Annotated in this window: 12 protein-coding genes; 5 read left to right on the top strand and 7 right to left on the bottom strand. The window is 68.1% G+C overall.

Annotated elements, in window-relative coordinates:
• Positions 1-419: 419 nt before the first annotated feature.
• Positions 420-1946, top strand: coding sequence for a gamma-aminobutyraldehyde dehydrogenase (locus tag ACFTZB_RS11405; RefSeq protein WP_378431666.1), 1527 nt, complete (start codon positions 420-422; stop codon positions 1944-1946).
• 2 nt (positions 1947-1948) lie between these two features.
• Here the strand turns inward: ACFTZB_RS11405 and ACFTZB_RS11410 are convergent, their stop codons facing one another.
• Positions 1949-2410: an Lrp/AsnC family transcriptional regulator gene (locus ACFTZB_RS11410; RefSeq protein WP_378431667.1), complete on the bottom strand. Its 462-nt coding sequence runs from the start codon at positions 2408-2410 to the stop codon at positions 1949-1951.
• 252 nt (positions 2411-2662) lie between these two features.
• Between ACFTZB_RS11410 and ACFTZB_RS11415 the strand changes: the two genes are divergently transcribed.
• On the top strand, positions 2663-4159 hold the full coding sequence (locus tag ACFTZB_RS11415) for an APC family permease (RefSeq protein WP_378431669.1): 1497 nt from the start codon (positions 2663-2665) through the stop codon (positions 4157-4159).
• A gap of 62 nt (positions 4160-4221) precedes the next feature.
• Here the strand turns inward: ACFTZB_RS11415 and ACFTZB_RS11420 are convergent, their stop codons facing one another.
• From ACFTZB_RS11420 to ACFTZB_RS11430, 3 genes are all read right to left on the bottom strand, one after another.
• Positions 4222-7479, bottom strand: coding sequence for an NAD-glutamate dehydrogenase domain-containing protein (locus tag ACFTZB_RS11420; protein ID WP_378431670.1), 3258 nt, complete (start codon positions 7477-7479; stop codon positions 4222-4224).
• A gap of 129 nt (positions 7480-7608) precedes the next feature.
• On the bottom strand, positions 7609-8997 hold the full coding sequence (locus ACFTZB_RS11425; protein WP_378431671.1) for an aspartate aminotransferase family protein: 1389 nt from the start codon (positions 8995-8997) through the stop codon (positions 7609-7611).
• Between the two features lie 20 nt (positions 8998-9017).
• A complete protein-coding gene (locus ACFTZB_RS11430) occupies positions 9018-10589 on the bottom strand; it encodes a CoA-acylating methylmalonate-semialdehyde dehydrogenase (RefSeq protein WP_378431672.1) in 1572 nt (523 codons plus the stop codon).
• Between the two features lie 139 nt (positions 10590-10728).
• On the opposite strand from ACFTZB_RS11430, the gene ACFTZB_RS11435 reads away from it, so the two are divergent.
• A complete protein-coding gene (locus ACFTZB_RS11435; protein ID WP_378431673.1) occupies positions 10729-12336 on the top strand; it encodes a PucR family transcriptional regulator in 1608 nt (535 codons plus the stop codon).
• A gap of 212 nt (positions 12337-12548) precedes the next feature.
• A complete protein-coding gene (ald, locus tag ACFTZB_RS11440) occupies positions 12549-13655 on the top strand; it encodes an alanine dehydrogenase (protein ID WP_378431674.1) in 1107 nt (368 codons plus the stop codon).
• Between the two features lie 5 nt (positions 13656-13660).
• Here the strand turns inward: ald and ACFTZB_RS11445 are convergent, their stop codons facing one another.
• The gene (locus ACFTZB_RS11445; protein WP_378431676.1) at positions 13661-14350 is read right to left on the bottom strand and encodes a ZIP family metal transporter; all 690 of its coding nucleotides are present in this window, start codon (positions 14348-14350) and stop codon (positions 13661-13663) included.
• Positions 14351-14397: 47 nt separating this feature from the next.
• Between ACFTZB_RS11445 and ACFTZB_RS11450 the strand changes: the two genes are divergently transcribed.
• Positions 14398-15279, top strand: a complete 882-nt coding sequence (locus ACFTZB_RS11450; RefSeq protein ID WP_378431677.1) for a biotin-dependent carboxyltransferase family protein — start codon at positions 14398-14400, stop codon at positions 15277-15279.
• A 13-nt stretch (positions 15280-15292) separates the two neighbouring features.
• On the opposite strand, the gene rlmB is transcribed toward ACFTZB_RS11450, so the two are convergent.
• Both rlmB and cysS read right to left on the bottom strand, forming a co-directional pair.
• A complete protein-coding gene (gene rlmB, locus ACFTZB_RS11455) occupies positions 15293-16261 on the bottom strand; it encodes a 23S rRNA (guanosine(2251)-2'-O)-methyltransferase RlmB (protein WP_378431678.1) in 969 nt (322 codons plus the stop codon).
• Positions 16262-16263: 2 nt separating this feature from the next.
• On the bottom strand, positions 16264-17658 hold the full coding sequence (gene cysS, locus ACFTZB_RS11460) for a cysteine--tRNA ligase (protein ID WP_378431679.1): 1395 nt from the start codon (positions 17656-17658) through the stop codon (positions 16264-16266).
• Positions 17659-17660: the final 2 nt, after the last annotated feature.

Here is a 17660-nt window from a genome sequence, read left to right on the forward strand (position 1 = left end):
CGGGCGCCGTCGCCGCGGGTGATGATCGGCGGGGTGATGTTCTCCCCGTGGCGGGAGAAATGCCCCCACAGATGGCGGCGAGCGGACGCTTCGAGTCCGGTCGTGGTTCTTTCGGTGACTGCAGTCATCGTAGTCCTCAATTATGTTTCGGTTCAGTCGAATTCGGACTGGTCCAGCGTCAGAGGTCGAATCCGGGCCGATCGTCTCGGCAGGCCGTCGAACGCAGAGGTCCGATCCGGCATGCGTCAATCGTGACGCCTTCTGCCCGCGAATTCAAGTGGCAAGTTGATAATTTTTGACGCAATGCGCAGTAGGAGTTGCGTTTTTATGACTGAATTCGTGGCGACAGGTAGCCAACACGAGTGCGCTCTTCTACTGTGAGTGAATCTTTTTTCTCGCCCCCGTCTTGGAGTGATCTCATGACCGTCTCGGTCCCCCTTCCGTCGTCCCCCTCGCTCGACCTGCCGACCACCGTGCCCGGCTGCTGGATCTCCGGATCCCCGGCCGAGGGCTCCGGTGCCATCCACCGCATCATCGATCCGGCGACGGGCGCCCCCGTCACGGCACTGACCCTCGCGACCGCCCGGGACGTCGACGCCGCCGTCCGGTCGGCGCGTGCCGCCTTCCCCGGCTGGTCGGGTGCCGCCCCGGCCGAGCGCGCAGCAGTTCTCACCACCCTTGCCCGCGCACTCGAGCGCGACGCGGAACTGTTCGCCCGCGAAGAAGTCGCGCAGACGGGCAAGGCAATCCGGCTCGCCCGCGAGTTCGACGTCCCGGGCAGCATCGACAACATCGACTTCTTCGCCGGAGCCTCCCGCAATCTCGAGGGCAAGGCCGCCGCGGAGTACTCCCCTGACCACACATCGAGCATCCGGCGTGACGCCGTCGGCGTCGTCGGGTCGATCACGCCGTGGAACTATCCGCTGCAGATGGCGGTCTGGAAGGTGATTCCGGCGCTGGCCGCCGGGTGCACGGTCGTGCTCAAACCGAGCGAGCTCACGCCCCTCACGACGCTCCGCCTCGCCCGGCTGGCCACCGAATCCGGGCTGCCCGACGGCGTGTTCAACGTGGTGACGGGTACCGGCGCCGAGGTGGGCGCCGCGCTCGCCGGACACCGCGGAATCGACGTGCTGACCTTCACCGGGTCGACCGCCGTGGGCCGGACGGTGATGGCGCAGGCGGCCGTGAACGGCACCCGCGTGCAGCTCGAGCTGGGCGGCAAGGCCCCGTTCGTCGTGTTCGACGACGCCGATCTCGAAGCGGCAGTGCACGGCGCGGTCGCGGCGTCGCTGATCAACGGCGGACAGGACTGCACCGCGGCGACCCGCGCGATCGTGGCGGACTCGCTGTACGACGAGTTCGTCGCCGGGGTGGCCGCACTGATGGAACGGGTCGTGGTGGGCGATCCCTACGACCCGGACACCGACCTCGGATCGCTGATCACACTCGCGCACCGCGACCGGGTCGACGGCATGGTGCAGCGCGCCCGCGCCGCCGGTTTCCGGATCGTGACCGGCGGATCCGCCCCCGACCTGCCCGGAGCGTTCTACCTCCCGACCCTGATCGCGGATGTCACCGAGGATGCGGAGATCTACCGCGACGAGGTGTTCGGACCGGTGCTCACCGTGAGCCGTCATTCGGGCGACGACGACGCGATCCGCCGCGCCAACGACACCGACTACGGTCTCGCCGCGTCGGCATGGACGACGAACCTGTACCGCGCGCAGCGCGCATCACGGGAGATCGACGCGGGATGCGTGTGGGTCAACGATCACATCCCGATCATCAGCGAGATGCCGCACGGCGGGGTCGGCGCGTCCGGCTTCGGCAAGGACATGTCCACGTACTCGTTCGAGGAGTACCTGACCGTCAAGCACGTCATGAGCGACATCACCGGAGTGTCGCGGAAAGCGTGGCACCGCACGGTGTTCGGCGCGACGCAGTAGGACTACTCCTTCGAGGGCGTGCCGTACCGCAGCTTGTGCACCTTCAGGATCGAGATGGTCTCCGTGGTGCGCACGCCCTCGATGGTGCTGACGTACTGATTCAGGAAGGCCCACAGTTCCGCGTTGTTGGCGGTGCCGACCTCGACGCAGATGTCGGCCCGCCCGAGGAGTGTCGAGACGTACGTGATCTCCGGCATCTCGGTCAGCGCATCCACCACGTCCTGGTGCCGCCCGGGGTCGACCGTCAGGAACACGAGTGCCAGTTGCGAGTCGCCCAGCCGCTCGGGATCGGCGAACGCGACGATGCGCAGGATGTTCAGATCCTGCAGTCGCTTCACGCGAGCCCGCACCGTCGCCTCGGACGAGCCCAGATTCCGGGCGATTTCCCGGAACGCTCGCCGCCCGTCGTCCTCGAGTTGCCGCAGGATCGCGCGGTCCAGTTCGTCCAGAGTGTGCTGAGACATGGACCGACTCTATCCAGAACGACGAGATCAGTGGCGTTGTGGGCACAAAATGCTGCATTTCATGAATGTTAAGCGTCGATGAATACGCATTGCGAGGGCATTCTCATCTTGTGCGACGCATTGCGCGGTGTTAGTGTCTTGAATCACATACTTGCGGCGGCCCGTCGGCCTCCACCCACTCGACTCGAGTCGCCGAGGGCCGCATTCTGAATACACACACTGCGCCGACAAGGCCCAGAACTGGAGAATCCCGTGAGCTTGCACGATTCCTTCGCCGACGACCACACATACGAGAAGAACCTGCGGTGGTGGGACGGCTTCACCATCAGCCTCTCCATCCCCGCCGCACTGTTCGTCGGCATGGGCTACGCAATCGGCCTGATCGGCGCCTGGACGACGCTCGTCCTCCTCGGCGCCGTCGCCGTCCTCGCGTGCCTGCAGAATTTCATCTACTCCGAGATGGCCAGCATGTTCGTCGACAAGGTCGGCGGAATCTCCATGTACGCCCATCAGGGCTGGCGGACCCGCTCGACCCTCGTCGGTCCGCTCGCGACCTACGGCTACTGGTTCTCGTGGTCGAGTTCGCTGGCCATCTACGGCCTCCAGATCGGGAAGCTGGTGCAGGCCGAATGGTTCCCCGAGCAGACGTGGACGTTCTCCACGGGCCTGGCCACCATCGGACTGCCCCACGTCATCGCACTCGGCGTCCTGGTCATGGGCTGGGGACTGAACGTCCTCGGGATGCGACCCGCGATGTGGCTGATGTACGCGACCGGCGCCCTCGTCCTCGTCCCGATCGTCGTGTTCGCTGCCGCTCCGCTCCTGTCCGACAACTGGTCGATGAGCAACCTGCACTGGGACATCGCCGCCAGCGGTGAAGCGGGCTGGCGCACCGCGATCGCCTGGATGTTCGTCCTCGCCTGGTCGGTCTACGGCATCGAGGCGGTCGCCTCGTTCGTGCCCGAGTTCCGCGACACCATCCGCGACAGCCGAATTGCGTTGCGACTGGCCGGTTTCTTCGTCATCGCCGTCTACATCCTGGTCCCGTTCGGCGTCGGCGGACTCGTCGATCAGGCGGACGTCGCCGAGAACCCCGTCTCCTTCTACCTGACCGTGTTCGAGAGCCTCTTCCCCGGCGGCGACATCGTGATGGCGATCTGCCTCATCGCCGGCCTTGTTCTCCTGATGGTGATGACCACCGCCGACGGCGGACGCGTGCTCCACGGCAGCGCCCGGGAGGGGCTCACCATCAAGCAACTCGGTGAACTCAACCGCTTCAAGGTTCCAGGACGCGCGATGTCGCTGGATCTGCTCGTCAACGTCATCCTGATCCTGTTCGTCGGCGAGGCCCTCGCCGTCATCGTCGCCGGCATCGTCGGCTACCTCATCTGCCACATCCTGTCGCTGACCGGCTTCCTCAACCTCCGCCGCGACGAACCGGACGCCCCTCGCCCGATCAAGCTCGGCAAGCAGTGGCTGTACATCGCCGGTCTCCTCGTGGTGATCGACACGATCATGGTCGTCGTCGGCGCTCTCAGCGCCTCCATCACCGGCTACGGCAGCACGAAGGAACTGATCGTCGGGGTCTTCGTCCTGTCGCTGTCGATCGTGCTGTACGCGTACCGGCGCGTCGTCCAGGACGGTCAGCCGTGGGTCTGGAAGGAACCGGCGTCCGCCGTCGAAGCCGATTTCGTGCCCGACGACGACGAGGACGACGCACCCGCCGCCGATCCGGCACGCACCCTATAGCTCCACCTGTGAGTACTTGTTAACCGCCCGCGGTTAACAAGTACTCACAGGCGCGAAGCGCATCAGGCCATGGACCGCACGTGGCGCGCCGCGACCGACAGCGACGCGAGGTCGTGGGTTGACGCGGCGTCGATCTCCCCCAGCGTCCGTCGAGCTCGCTCGATCCGGGCGCTGTTCGTCGTCTCCCACAGCAGAATCCGGGAGTCCGCCGAATCGCCGGGCTCACCCGAGGACAACACGTCCCGGGTCAGGAGCCGGACGGAACGGTACAGATCGTCCCGCAGCGCCACCCGGGCGAGCGTGTGCCACCGTTCGCCGCGCGGAAGGGCCGACACCTTGATCAGCCAGCGATCCACGCCGAGGTGATCGGAGAGGGCGAAGTAGAGCGGCGCCACCTCGGCAACGTCGCGTCCCACTTCTCGTGCGACGTCCACGATGTCGAGCAGACTGAACCGGTAGAGGCCGTCGGCGATGCGCCGGGCGATGGACGTCTCGACGCCCGCCTCGTCGTAGATGCGGCGCGTTTCCTCCATCGCCCGCGCCTCGGCGCCGCGGAGCCATCCGCCGACGTCGACGGAATGCGCGTGGACGTCACGCCGGAACTCGTCGATCTCGGCGTCCACCGACAGCGGCTGACGTCGGTTGGCGAGGAACCACCGCGACGCCCGGTCGAGCAGTCTGCGGGCCTCGACGACCAATTCGTACTCCGCGGTCGGCGGCAGTTTCGCCGCGGCGATGTCGGACCAGAGTTCCTCGAGCCCGAACACTTCCGACGTGATGACGAACGCACGCACCACATCCGCGGGCCCGGCCCCCGTCTCTTCGCGCAACCGGTACGCGTACGTGAGCCCGCCGCGGGCGAAGATGTCGTTCACGATCTCGGTGGCGAGGATCTCCTGGCGGAGGGGGTGCGTGTCGATGGGGAGGACGGAGCGCAGTGCGGCCGGGAAGTACGCGCAAAGCCGTTCGGAGAAGTACCCGTCGGTGAAGACGTCCGAATCCTCCAGTTCCGCTTTCAGATCCAGTTTGGCGTGCGCGAGGAGGGTCGCCAGTTCCGGCGAGGTCAGCCCGAGGCCCGCCTCCGACAGCTCGGTGAAGCCGTCGGCGGTGGGCAGCGCCTCCAGTTCGCAGTCCAGACCGCGCTTGTCGACCAGGTCGTTCACCATCCGTGCGTGCACGTCCACCATCCGGTGGGCGTTCGACCGGGCGTCGCCGAGCACCCGGTTCTGTGCACGATTGTTCGCGAGGACGAGGTCCGACACGTCGTCGGTGAGCGTCCCGAGCAGGTCCGAGCGCCGGGACGGGTCGAGCCGTCGGTCGACCGGCAGTGAGTCGAGCAGGATCTTGATGTTCACCTCGTGGTCCGAGCAGTCCACGCCGGCCGAGTTGTCCAGTGCGTCCGTGTTGACGCGTCCACCCGTGCGGGCGAATTCGATGCGGGCGAGTGCAGTCACGCCCAGGTTGCCGCCCTCGGCGACGGCCCGTGCGCGCAGCCGGCCGGCGTCGATCCGGACGTTGTCGTTCGCCTTGTCCCCCGCATCCGTGTGCGACTCCGACGACGCCTTGACGTACGTCCCGACGCCGCCGTTGAACAGCAGATCCACCGGGGCGGCGAGGATGGCGCGGATCATCTCCGGCGGCGTCAGCGTCGTCACCGACTCTGCCAGTCCGAGCGCCGCCCGCATCTGGCTGCTCACCGGAATCGACTTGCTCTCCCGCGACCAGACACCCCCGCCCGCACTGATGAGGGACCGGTCGTAGTCGGCCCACGACGACCTCGGCAGTTCGAACAACCGGCGGCGTTCCTGCCGGGCCTGCTCGCGGCGGGGAGTGGGGTCGACGAAGATGTGCCGGTGGTCGAACGCGGCGACCAGGCCGATCCCCGACGTCGCGAGCATGGCGTTCCCGAACACGTCGCCGCTCATGTCGCCGATCCCCGCCACCGTGAAGCTGTCACAATCGACGTCGATTCCGAGTTCGGACAGATGCCGGGTGACGCTCACCCAGGCACCCTTCGCGGTGATGCCCATCTTCTTGTGGTCGTAGCCGACCGAACCACCGGACGCGAACGCGTCCCCCAGCCAGAAGTCGTAAGTCCGGGCCACCTCGTTGGCGGCGTCGGAGAAGGTGGCCGTGCCCTTGTCCGCCGCCACCACCAGGTAGGGGTCGTCGCCGTCGCGGCAGACGACGCCGTCCGGGTGCACCGATTCGGCGGTGTCCGAACGGTTGTCGGTGACGTCGAGCAACCCGGAGATGAACTGCCGGTAGCAGTCCAGGCCGGTCGACGACGGGTTGCGCACGACGAAACCGCCCTTGGCGCCTGCGGGCACGATCACGGCGTTCTTCACCGCCTGCGCCTTGACGAGTCCAAGGATCTCGGTGCGATAGTCGTCGGGACGGTCGGACCAGCGGAGCCCACCGCGCGAGACGGGTCCGTACCGCAGGTGCACACCCTCCATGTCCGGTGAATACACGAAGACCTCGTAGAGCGGCCGCGGCCGCGGGAGTTCGTCGATCTCGCCGGAGCGGAACTTCAGCGACAACTGGGGCCGCGACGGACCGAGCGTCCCGTCCCGGTAGAAGTTGGTGCGGGTCGTCGCCGAGACGAGATTCACGTACGCGCGCAGGATCCGGTCGGCGTCGAGGCCCTCGACCTCCTCGAGCAGTGACTCGACCGTGGCTCGGCGGGTTTCGACGTCGCCGGCGAAATGCCCGCGCGGATCGAAGTGCGCGTGGAACAGACCCACGACCGCAGAGGCGAACTCGGGACGCGACAGCAGCACCGCCTCGATCCGGCCCTGGTCGTAGGGCAGAGCGCTCTGCCGCAGGAAGCGTGCGTAGGCGCGCAGGAGCACGACCTCACGCCAGTCCAGGCCGGCGGCGAGTACCAGCACGTTGAACCGATCCGCCTCCGCCCGGCCCGACCACATCGCCCGGAACGTCTCGACGACGGCCTCGGGTTCGACGGATCCCGCGGCCATCGCGGACGCGACGAGCGGTCCCGCGGACACCCGGAAGTCGTAGAGCCGGCACACCAGACCGTCGGCGCGGCGGAACACGGACGTCCGCTGGTCGACGACCTCGAGGTCGAGACTGCCGAGGAGTCGGAGCACCCGTTCGAGCGACACGGTCGCCCCTCCGCTGTAGAGCGTGACCCGGAATTGCGGGTTCTCACCGGTTCCGGCGGTGTCGACGTGCAGGTCGAAGGCGTCGGCGGTCAGTTGGTCGAGGATGGCGACGTCGGGGACCGGCGGCCGATCCCGTTCTTCGACATAGCCTTCCGGCAGGGACGGGGCGAGCGTGGACGAAATCGAGCTCATAGATTCTCTCCGTTGAGATCCGGGCGCCGAGTGGTTGTCGTGGAATAGAGAAAGATCCGCCCCGCGGGCGCCATTGACCGCGGGACGGATCGAGTGTCGGGACACGAGGGTGTCGTCGGACGGGGTGTGTCAGGAGTTGCGGTGTGCGTCCGCGATGTCGAGAACCGTGTCGAGGATCGCGAGACCCTCACGGGCCTCGGCCTCGGTGACGGTGCAGGGCGGCACAGCGTGAATGCGATTGAAGTTCGCGAACGGCAACAGACCACTTGCCTTGCACGCCGCGATCACCTCGTTCATCGCCGGGCTGGACGCACCGTACGGGGCGAGCGGTTCCTTCGTGGCACGATCGGCGACGAGCTCGATCGCCCAGAACACGCCGAGCCCGCGCACTTCACCGATCGACGGGTGCCGGTCGGCGAGGCCACGCAGCCCGGGACCGAGAATCTCCCTGCCGATCCGCGCCGCGTTCTCGACGATCCCCTCGTCCTCCATCGCAGTGATCGTCGCAACCGCGGCGGCGGTGGCGAGCGGATGTCCCGAGTAGGTGAGTCCGCCCGGGTACGGCCGGTTGGCGAACGTCGCCGCGATCTTCTCGCTGATCGCGACACCGCCGAGCGGAACGTAACCGGAGTTGACGCCCTTCGCGAATGTGATCAGGTCGGGTACCACACCGAAATGGTCTATCGCGAACCACTTTCCGGTCCGGCCGAACCCCGACATCACCTCGTCCGCGATGAACACGATGCCGTAGCGGTCGCAGATCTCGCGGACGCCGGCCATGTAGCCGGGCGGGGGCACCATGATCCCCGCGGTCCCGGGAACGGATTCGAGCACGATCGCCGCGATCGAATTCGGCCCCTCCAGGCGGATCAGCTGATCGAGGTACTGGAGCGCGCGCTCGGTTTCCTGCTGCTCGTTCTCCGAGTGGAACTGCGACCGGTACAGGAACGGTCCGTGGAAGTGGACGACTCCGCTGTTGCCGTAGTCGTTGGGCCACCGACGCGGGTCGCCGGTGAGGTTGATCGCGGTGTCCGTGCCACCGTGGTACGACCGGTAGCGGGAGAGCACCTTGTAGCGGCCGGTGTGCAGACGGGCCATGCGCACGGCGTGCTCGTTGGCGTCGGCGCCACCGTTGGTGAAGAACACCTTGTTCAGGTCACCCGGGGTCCGCTCGGCGATCAGCCGCGCGGCCTCGGAGCGGGCGTCGTTCGCGTACTGCGGTGCGACGGTGCACAGCTTCGCGGCCTGCTCCTGAATGGCGGCAACGACTTTGGGGTGCTGGTGCCCGATGTTCGTGTTGACCAGCTGGGACGAGAAGTCCAGCATGCGGTTCCCGGCACCGTCCCACACGTACGAACCCTCGGACGCGAGGATCGTCATCGGCGTGATCTGCTCCTGCGCCGACCACGAGTGGAACACGTGCGCGCGGTCGAGCGCGTAGGCGCGCTCACCCTCGGCACGGGCCGCGTCGAGGGGCTGACCGGTGGGCAGGAGTTCCTGGGAGACTGTCGTCGTCATGACCGTGGGTCCTTTCCTGCTCAGTTGTTCTGGGGGAAGCCGAGGTTGATGCCGCCGTGGCTCGGGTCGAGCCAACGGCTGGTGACGACCTTGCCGCGGGTGAAGAAGTGCACGCCCTCGGCGCCGTGGGCGTGGGTGTCGCCGAACAGCGAGTTCTTCCAGCCACCGAAGGAGTAGTACGCGGTCGGGACCGGAATCGGCACATTGATGCCGACCATCCCGACCTCGACCTCGTTCTGGAACCGGCGGGCCGCGCCGCCGTCGTTGGTGAAGATCGCGGTGCCGTTGCCGAACGGACCGGAATTGATGAGTTCCAGCGCCTCGTCGTAGCTCTCGACGCGAATCACGGACAGGACGGGTCCGAAGATCTCGTCGGTGTACACACTCATGTCGGTGGTGACGTGGTCGATCAGCGTCGGGCCGAGCCAGAACCCGTCCGCCCCGCCGTCGGCCTGCACGGTGCGGCCGTCCACGACGATGGTGGCCCCGTCCTTCTCCCCGGCGTCGATGTAGGAGGCGACCTTGTCGCGGTGCACCTTCGTCACCAGCGGACCCATGTCGGAATCTTTGGTGCCGTCGCCGATCTTCAACGTGTCGGTGCGCGTCTTGATTTTGGCGACGAGTTCGTCGGCGATGTCGCCGACGGCGACGAGGGCGGAGATGGCCATGCAGCGCTCACCCGCGGATCCGAAGCCGGCGTTGACCATGGCGTCGGCGGCCAGATCCAGGTCGGCATCGGGGAGAACGATGGCGTGGTTCTTCGCCCCACCCAACGCCTGGACGCGTTTGCCATGGGCGGTGCCGGTGGCATAGACGTACTGGGCAATCGGGGTGGAGCCGACGAAGCTGATGGCCTTGACGGCCGGGTTCGTCAGGAGTTCGTCGACGGACGTCTTGTCGCCCTGTAGGACGTTGAACACCCCTGCCGGGAGTCCGGCCTCGGCCCACAGTTCGGCCATCCAGATCGCGGCGGTGGGGTCCTTCTCCGACGGCTTCAACACGACGGTGTTGCCGGCGGCGATGGCGATGGGGAAGAACCACATCGGCACCATCGCGGGGAAGTTGAACGGGGAGATGATGCCGACGGGGCCGACGGGCTGACGAATCGAATGCACGTCCACGTTCGTCGAGGCGTTCTCCGTCATGCCGCCCTTGAGCAGATGCGCGATGCCGCAGGCGAATTCGACGACCTCCTGGCCGCGGCTCACTTCGCCGAGCGCGTCGGAGACGACCTTGCCGTGTTCGGCGGTGATGATCTCGGCGAGTTCGCCCTTGCGTTCGTTGAGCAGTTCCCGGAACTTGAAGATGATCTGGGTGCGCTTGGCCAGCGACGTGTCACGCCAGGCGGGGAAGGCGGCGGCGGCCGAGTCGATGACGGCGCGGGCGTCTTCGACGCTGGCGAGGGCGACCTGACCGGTGACGGCACCGGTGGCCGGGTTGGTGACGGGGGCGGTGTTGCCGCTCGTGCCGGCGAAGCTCTTGTTGTCGAACCAGTGCGAGATGATCCGGCCTTCGCCGGAGTGCGAGATGATCCGGCCTTCGCCGGAGTGCGAGATCGTTCGGGTCTGCGCGGCGCCGTCGCTGTGTGTCATGAAATGGGTGTCCTTACCGAGAGAGCGGATACCGGGGCGATCCGCACGGATCGCGTGATGCCTCCACTCTGGTCCGTGAACCAGCCCCCAGAGCCCGACGATCTGTATAGCAATCCGCCTTCTGATTTACACTGCGTAAATGCTGCCCACCATCGTCGACATCCTGGCGCTCCCGGTCGTCCAAGCCGGGACGCCCGAGGTGATCGGCGGCGGACCGCTCGACAGGCCGGTGCGATGGGTGCACGTCAGCGATCTACCCGACCTGTCGAACCTCCTCCAGGGCGGCGAACTCGTCCTCACCACCGGGCAGCCCCTCGCCGACGACTCGTCGAGCGTGGAATACCTGGAAGGACTGGCCGCGGCGGGCGCAGCCGGACTCGTCGTAGAACTCGGCGTCCACGTCGACACGGTCCCGGAAGGTGTGGCACGCGCCGCCGACAGACTGTCGTTCCCCGTGATCGCGCTACACCGTCAGATCAAGTTCGTCGAGGTCACCGAGGCTGTGCACCGGTCGATCGTCGCAGAGCAGTACGACGAGGTCGCGTTCGCACGGCACGCCCACGAGGTCTTCACCGACCTCAGCATGAAGCGGGCGTCGCTCGGCGAGATCGTCGACGCCGCGGCCGGCATGCTCGGCGCCCCGATCGTGCTCGAAGACCTCAACCGGCAGGTGCTGGCGTTCGCGGCGCAGGGCACCGCGACGGCGGACCTCCTCGCCGAGTGGGAACGCCGGTCGCGGCTGACACCTGTGTCGCATCAGACCGCGGTCGACGGGCCCGAGTCGTGGACGACGACGCCCGTCGGCGCGCATCGGCAGGAATGGGGACGACTCGTCGCCCCCCGCCCCGTCGCCGCGGAAGGTCGTGCGCGGATGACCCTCGAACGCGCGGCCCAGGCGCTCGCACTGCACCGCATGGTCGAACAGGACCGGACCGCGCTCGAGCAGCAGGCCCAGAGCGGGCTGATCGACGAACTCCGCCGCGGACGCATCCAGGACGAGGCCGAGGCGACCGCGCGCGCCCACGCACTCGGCCTCCGGCCGGCACTGACGTACCTGCCGATGACGGTCCGGGTCGGCGAAACCGCCAGCGCCGACCAGGTTCTGGCCCAGCGACGCCGGATCACCATGCTCGACGCCGTGCGTCACGCGGTCCGGACGTCGCGGCAGACGGCACTGACCGCGAACACCCGGGCCGGGCAGATCGACCTACTCCTGTCCCATCCGCCGGCGTCCACACCCGGCGCGCTGACCGAACTCTGCGGGGCGATCCGCGCCGCACTCACCCGGCTCGACGGCGTCCTGCACTGCACGATCGGCGTCGGCCCCGAATCGACCCGGCTCCTCGACGCCGCCGGCGGCCTCGCGGAATCCGCGCACATCGCCGACGTCGCGCTGTCGTTGCCGCCGGACGACAAGGCCTTTCACCGGGCAGCCGACATCCGGTTGCGCGGTCTCCTCGCCCTGATCCGGACCGATCCGCGGGTGCAGGCGTTCGCCGAGACCGAACTCCGCGGCCTGCTGGAGCATCGGGCGCGCCACGGTGGCGACAGCGTCGAAGTCCTGCGGAGCTTCCTCGAACTCGGCGGCAACAAGACGGAACTCGCGAAGAGGCTCCACCTCTCGCGCCCCACGCTCTACGCGAAGCTCGCCACGATCGAGCGTCTGCTCGGTGTCGACCTCGACGACGCCGAGTCCCGGACGTCGCTGCACACGGCCATGCTGATCCTGCAGCTCCGCCGCCCGTGAGTACTTATTAACGGCGGGCGGTTAACAAGTACTCACGGGGCGGAGCCGCTCTCGAACATCGTTCGACGAGAACCGGCTCAGGCCGCCGACGGCCGAATGGTCGCGAGCCGGAACCCCAATCTTGAGAATTATATTCAGAACTATTGGCATGAATGATCGCTTTCTTCACCATTGGCTCCTACCAATCGAATTTCCAACAGCACGGAGTTCTCATGAAGATCGGCATCCCCCGCGAGATCAAGAACCACGAATACCGGGTGGCCATCACCCCCGCCGGTGTCCACGAACTCGTCGGCCGCGGCCACGAGGTGATCATCGAAACCGGCGCCGGGGTCGGCTCGTCCTTCGCCGACGCAGACTTCAAAGCCGCAGGCGCTCAGATCCTCGAGACCGCCGATCAGGTGTGGGAAAGTGCCGACCTGCTGCTGAAGGTCAAGGAACCCATCGCCGAGGAATACCCCCGCCTCCGCCAGGACCAGGTGCTGTTCACCTACCTGCACCTCGCCGCATCCAAGGACTGCACCGACGCCCTGCTGGCGTCGAAGACCACCTCCATCGCCTACGAAACCGTCACCGGCGCCGACGGCTCGCTGCCGCTGCTCGCCCCGATGAGCGAGGTCGCCGGACGCCTCGCCCCGCAGGCCGGCGCCTACCACCTGATGCGCCAGGGCGGCGGCCGCGGCGTTCTGATGGGCGGTGTCCCCGGGGTGCGACCGGCCAAGGTCGTCGTCATCGGCGCCGGTGTCTCCGGCAAGAACGCGATCGCCATCGCGCACGGCATGCACGCCGACGTCACCGTCCTCGACCTGTCCATCGCGCGGCTGCGGGAGATCGACGCCCAGTACCACGGCCAGGTCAAGAGCATCGTTTCCAACAGCCTCGAACTCGAGCAGGCCGTCCTCGACGCCGACCTAGTCATCGGAGCCGTCCTCGTCCCCGGAGCCAAGGCCCCCACCCTCGTATCCAACAACCTGGTCTCCCGGATGAAGCCCGGTTCGGTGCTCGTCGACATCGCCATCGACCAGGGCGGCTGCTTCGAGGACTCACGGCCTACCACCCACGCCGAACCCACCTACCAGGTCCACGACTCGGTGTTCTACTGCGTCGCCAACATGCCCGGCGCCGTCCCCCGCACCTCCACCTACGCCCTCACCAACGCCACCCTTCCCTACGTCGTCGCGCTCGCCGACAAGGGCTGGCAGGAAGCGACCGCGACCGTCCCCGGCCTCGCCGCAGGCCTGTCCACCCACGACGGCACGCTGCTGTCCACCGAAGTCGCTGCCGCGCACGGCTACCCGGTCGCAACCCTGCCCGCCTGAGCGGACTAGGCGCCGAGCCCGAACGCGACGAGGAACCCGAGCGCGGTGGACAACCCGACCCACCACCCGCCTTCCCGGTAGGCCTCGGGCATCAGCGAGTCCGCGAGGACGGCGATTGTCGCGCCACCGGCGAACGCCTGGATGGTCGCGATGGTGCCGTCGGAGATGGTGTCGGACACGGCGTCGGCACCGATCACCACCAGCACCAGCAAGACGGCGGTGGCCACCCACACCGACAGGGCGCGGCCGCGGCTGAAGTGCGGCTGTGACCGCATGGACGCCGCGCCCGCGACCGCCTCGGGTACGTTTCCGACCGCGACGGCGACGAGCAGCACCACCCCGCCCGCACTGCTGATCGTCACCCCGAGGGCGGTGTTCTCGGGGATGCCGTCGAGCAGCGCGCCGAGCATCAACGCCCAGCCGAGAGCGCCGGCACCGAGCTTCTGCTCGATGAGCCGGTCTGCGACCACGTAGACGAGTGCCCCCGTGAACAGGGCCGCGCCTGCCGTCCAGATCCCTTCGGTCTCGAACGCGGGCTGGAACAATTCGGTGGACACGGCGGCCACCATCGTTCCCGCACCGAACGCCATGAGTGCCGCGAGGACCGGCCGCGGCAGGTCGTAGCGCAGCCCGACGACGGCACCGATCAGCAGGGGCACGGCCGTGCCGAGGCCGTACAGAGTCGCGGTCAACATGGTCGAGAGCGTATCCAGACGACGCGGGGATGCGGGACAATCGGACGATGGCTTGGCTCGAGGTCGTGCGCACCGGACCGTTCACCACCGTGCAGGATCGCGGCCGCCCCGGCTATGCGTCCATTGGTGTCGGTGAGTCGGGTGCCGCCGACCGCGAGGCGCACGACAGCGCAAACAGGTTGGTGGGCAACCACTCCGGAGCAGCCACACTGGAGGTCACGCTCGGCGGGCTCGCCGTGCGGGCGGCCGGGACCGTCTCCGTCGCCGTCACGGGCGCCCGCAATCCCGTCACCGTCAATTCCGAACCCCGACCCGACTACACGATGCTCCACCTGGACACGGGGGATCTACTGGAGATCGCGTTCGCGACCGAGGGGCTGCGCAGTTACGTCGCGGTGCGGGGAGGGTTCGACGTGCCCGCGGTGATGGGGAGCCGGTCCACCGACACGCTGTCGGGCCTCGGCCCCGATCCCGTCGCCGAGGGCGACCGGTTGCTCGTGGGTGCGGATGCCGGCGACTGGCCCGCGGACGAGATCATCCCGCCACCCGTCACCCCCGAGGATCCGTTGACGATGCGGGTCCGCCTCGGACCGCGGGACGACTGGTTCACGCCCGCGTCCGTCGACGCCCTTCTCCGCGAGACGTGGACGGTCAGTTCCGACACCAACCGGGTGGGGGCGCGACTCGAGGGCCCGGGAGCGCTGCATCGATCCGTGCGGGACGAGATGCCGAGCGAGGCCATGGTGGCGGGCGCCCTGCAGGTGCCCCCGAACGGTCAGCCGATCCTGTTCCTCGCCGACCATCCGGTGACGGGCGGCTACCCGGTGATCGCCGTGGTCGCCGAGGCCGACCTGCCGATGGCCGCGCAGCTGCGGCCCGGACACCGGGTGCGCTTCCACCGGGTGGTGACGTCGCCGATCCCGAAGTGATCGGGGCGGAAAACTAACCCCGGCGACGACGGGCGATATCGGCGAGCACGACACCCGCGGCGACGGACGCGTTGAGCGATTCGACGGGGCCCGCCATCGGGATGCTGAGGATGGCGTCGCAGTTCTCGCGCACCAGACGCGACAGTCCCTTGCCCTCCGAGCCGACCACGACGACCACCGGGCCGCTGCCGTCGAACTCGTCGAGCGTGGTGTCGCCACCCGCGTCGAGCCCGACCACCTGGACGCCCTTGGACGCCCAGTCCTTCAGCGTGCGAGTGAGATTGGTGGCGCGGGCGATCGGCAGTCGCGCCGCGGCACCGGCGCTCGTGCGCCACGCCACCGCCGTGACCGACGCACTGCGCCGCTCGGGGATTACCACGCCGTGACCACCGAACGCGGCCACCGACCGGACGACGGCACCGAGGTTGCGGGGGTCGGTGATGTTGTCGAGGGCCACCAGCAGCGGCGCCTCCTGGTGCTTGCGAGCCTCCGCGATCAGGTCGTCGGGGTGCGCGTAGCGGTACGGCGGCACCTGCAACGCGACGCCTTGGTGCATGCCGTTGGCGCTGAGCCGGTCGAGATCCGTGCGGGGAACCTCGAGGATGGAGATGCCCGCGTCGGCCGCGCGCTGGACGGATTCCTTCAGTCGGTCGTCGCTCTCGGTCCCGACCGCGACGTACAGTGCGGTCGCGGGAACACCGGCGCGCAGGCACTCGACGACGGGGTTGCGGCCCAGCACGGTCTCGGGGCCGTCGAGCACCTTGCGACCGGCGGTCTGACGACCGCGGCCCGGCTGCTTCTCGGCGTCCCGGGCGGCGCGGGCGGCCCGCTTGGCGGCGGGATGCTTGGTTCGGGCCTCCGCGGGCGGCGTGGCACCACGGCCTTCCAGCCCCTTGCGCCGCTGCCCACCGGAACCGGCGACCTGCCCCTTCTTGGTACCGGCCTTGCGGACGGCTCCGCGCCTACTCGAATTTCCAGCCATTACTACTGTCCTGCCTTGAGTGACCACTCGGGCCCGTTGGGGGTATCGGTGACCTCGATGCCCGCCCGGATGAGACGGTCACGCACCTCGTCGGCCACAGCCCAGTTCTTCTCGGCGCGGGCAGTCTGCCTGCGCTCGAGTTCGGCCCGGACCAGAACGTCCAGGGCATCGGTTGCCGCGGACGCGTCCGCGGTCTCCTGAGTCCAGTGCTCGTCCAGCGGGTCGACGCCGAGGATTCCGAGCATGGCCCGGACCTGCGACGCGATCGCGCGCGCACCCTCGAGATCTCCCCCGTCGAGCGCGATGTTGCCCTCGCGGACCTTGCCGTGCACCTCGGCGAGCGCGGCGGGGACGGCGAGGTCGTCGTCGAGCGCGCGAGCGAACGCGGCCGTCCACCGGCCGACCTCGACCTCACCGGCGCGCTCCTGCGTGCGCGTGACGAACGATTCGATGCGGCGGTACGCGGCCGCGCCCTCGTCGAGCGCGGTGTCGGAGTACTCGAGCATCGACCGGTAGTGGGCACTGCCGAGATAGTACCGAAGCTCTTGCGGCCGAACCTTTTTCAGGACGTTCGGCACGGAGAGAACGTTGCCGAGCGATTTCGACATCTTCTCGCCACCCATGGTGACCCAGCCGTTGTGCAGCCAGTACTGCGCGAAGTCGTCGCCGGCGCACTTGGCCTGCGCGATCTCGTTCTCGTGGTGCGGGAACACCAGGTCGAGGCCACCGCAGTGGATGTCGAACGCCGCCCCGAGATAGAACTCGGCCATCGCCGAGCACTCGAGGTGCCAGCCCGGCCTGCCGCGGCCCCACGGCGTCGGCCACGACGGCTCGCCCGGCTTCTCCGCCTTCCACAGCGTGAAGTCGCGGGGGTCGCGCTTGCATTCGCCGGCGCTCTCGCCCTGGTGCACGTCGTCGAGTTTGTGCCCGGACAGGCTGCCGTACCGGGGGTAGCTGCGGACGTCGAAGTAGACGTCGCCACCCGCCGCGTACGCGTGGCCGTTGTCGATGAGGCGCTGCATCATCTCGACCATCTGCGTGATGTGCCCGGTGGCGCGCGGTTCGACGGACGGCGGCAGCACACCCAGTTGCTGGTAGGCCCACGTGAAGGACCGCTCGAACGTGGCGGCCCACTCCCACCACGGCCTGCCCGCCTCGGCGGCCTTGTTCAGGATCTTGTCTTCGATGTCCGTGACATTGCGGACGAACGCCACGTCGTAGTCGTGGGCGAGCAGCCAGCGTCGCAGCACGTCGAAGGCGACTCCGCTGCGTACGTGACCGATATGGGGGTCGCCCTGCACCGTGGCGCCACACAGGTACACCGATGCGTGTCCAGGGGCCAGCGGAGCGAAGTCACGCAAGGCCCGCGTCTCGGTGTCGAATAGGCGCAGGGTCACGA

This window comes from Rhodococcus sp. NPDC057014, from assembly GCF_042673295.1.
GTDB lineage: Bacteria > Actinomycetota > Actinomycetes > Mycobacteriales > Mycobacteriaceae > Rhodococcus_F.

Bases quoted from the DNA above. Each gene is read 5' to 3' on its own strand.
- ACFTZB_RS11405 (WP_378431666.1), top strand. From the start codon at position 420: ATGACCGTCTCGGTCCCCCTTCCGTCGTCCCCCTCGCTCGACCTGCCG.
- ACFTZB_RS11410 (WP_378431667.1), bottom strand. From the start codon at position 2,410: ATGTCTCAGCACACTCTGGACGAACTGGACCGCGCGATCCTGCGGCAA.
- ACFTZB_RS11420 (WP_378431670.1), bottom strand. From the start codon at position 7,479: ATGAGCTCGATTTCGTCCACGCTCGCCCCGTCCCTGCCGGAAGGCTAT.
- ACFTZB_RS11425 (WP_378431671.1), bottom strand. From the start codon at position 8,997: ATGACGACGACAGTCTCCCAGGAACTCCTGCCCACCGGTCAGCCCCTC.
- ACFTZB_RS11430 (WP_378431672.1), bottom strand. From the start codon at position 10,589: ATGACACACAGCGACGGCGCCGCGCAGACCCGAACGATCTCGCACTCC.
- ACFTZB_RS11435 (WP_378431673.1), top strand. From the start codon at position 10,729: ATGCTGCCCACCATCGTCGACATCCTGGCGCTCCCGGTCGTCCAAGCC.
- ald (WP_378431674.1), top strand. From the start codon at position 12,549: ATGAAGATCGGCATCCCCCGCGAGATCAAGAACCACGAATACCGGGTG.
- ACFTZB_RS11445 (WP_378431676.1), bottom strand. From the start codon at position 14,350: ATGTTGACCGCGACTCTGTACGGCCTCGGCACGGCCGTGCCCCTGCTG.
- ACFTZB_RS11450 (WP_378431677.1), top strand. From the start codon at position 14,398: ATGGCTTGGCTCGAGGTCGTGCGCACCGGACCGTTCACCACCGTGCAG.
- rlmB (WP_378431678.1), bottom strand. From the start codon at position 16,261: ATGGCTGGAAATTCGAGTAGGCGCGGAGCCGTCCGCAAGGCCGGTACC.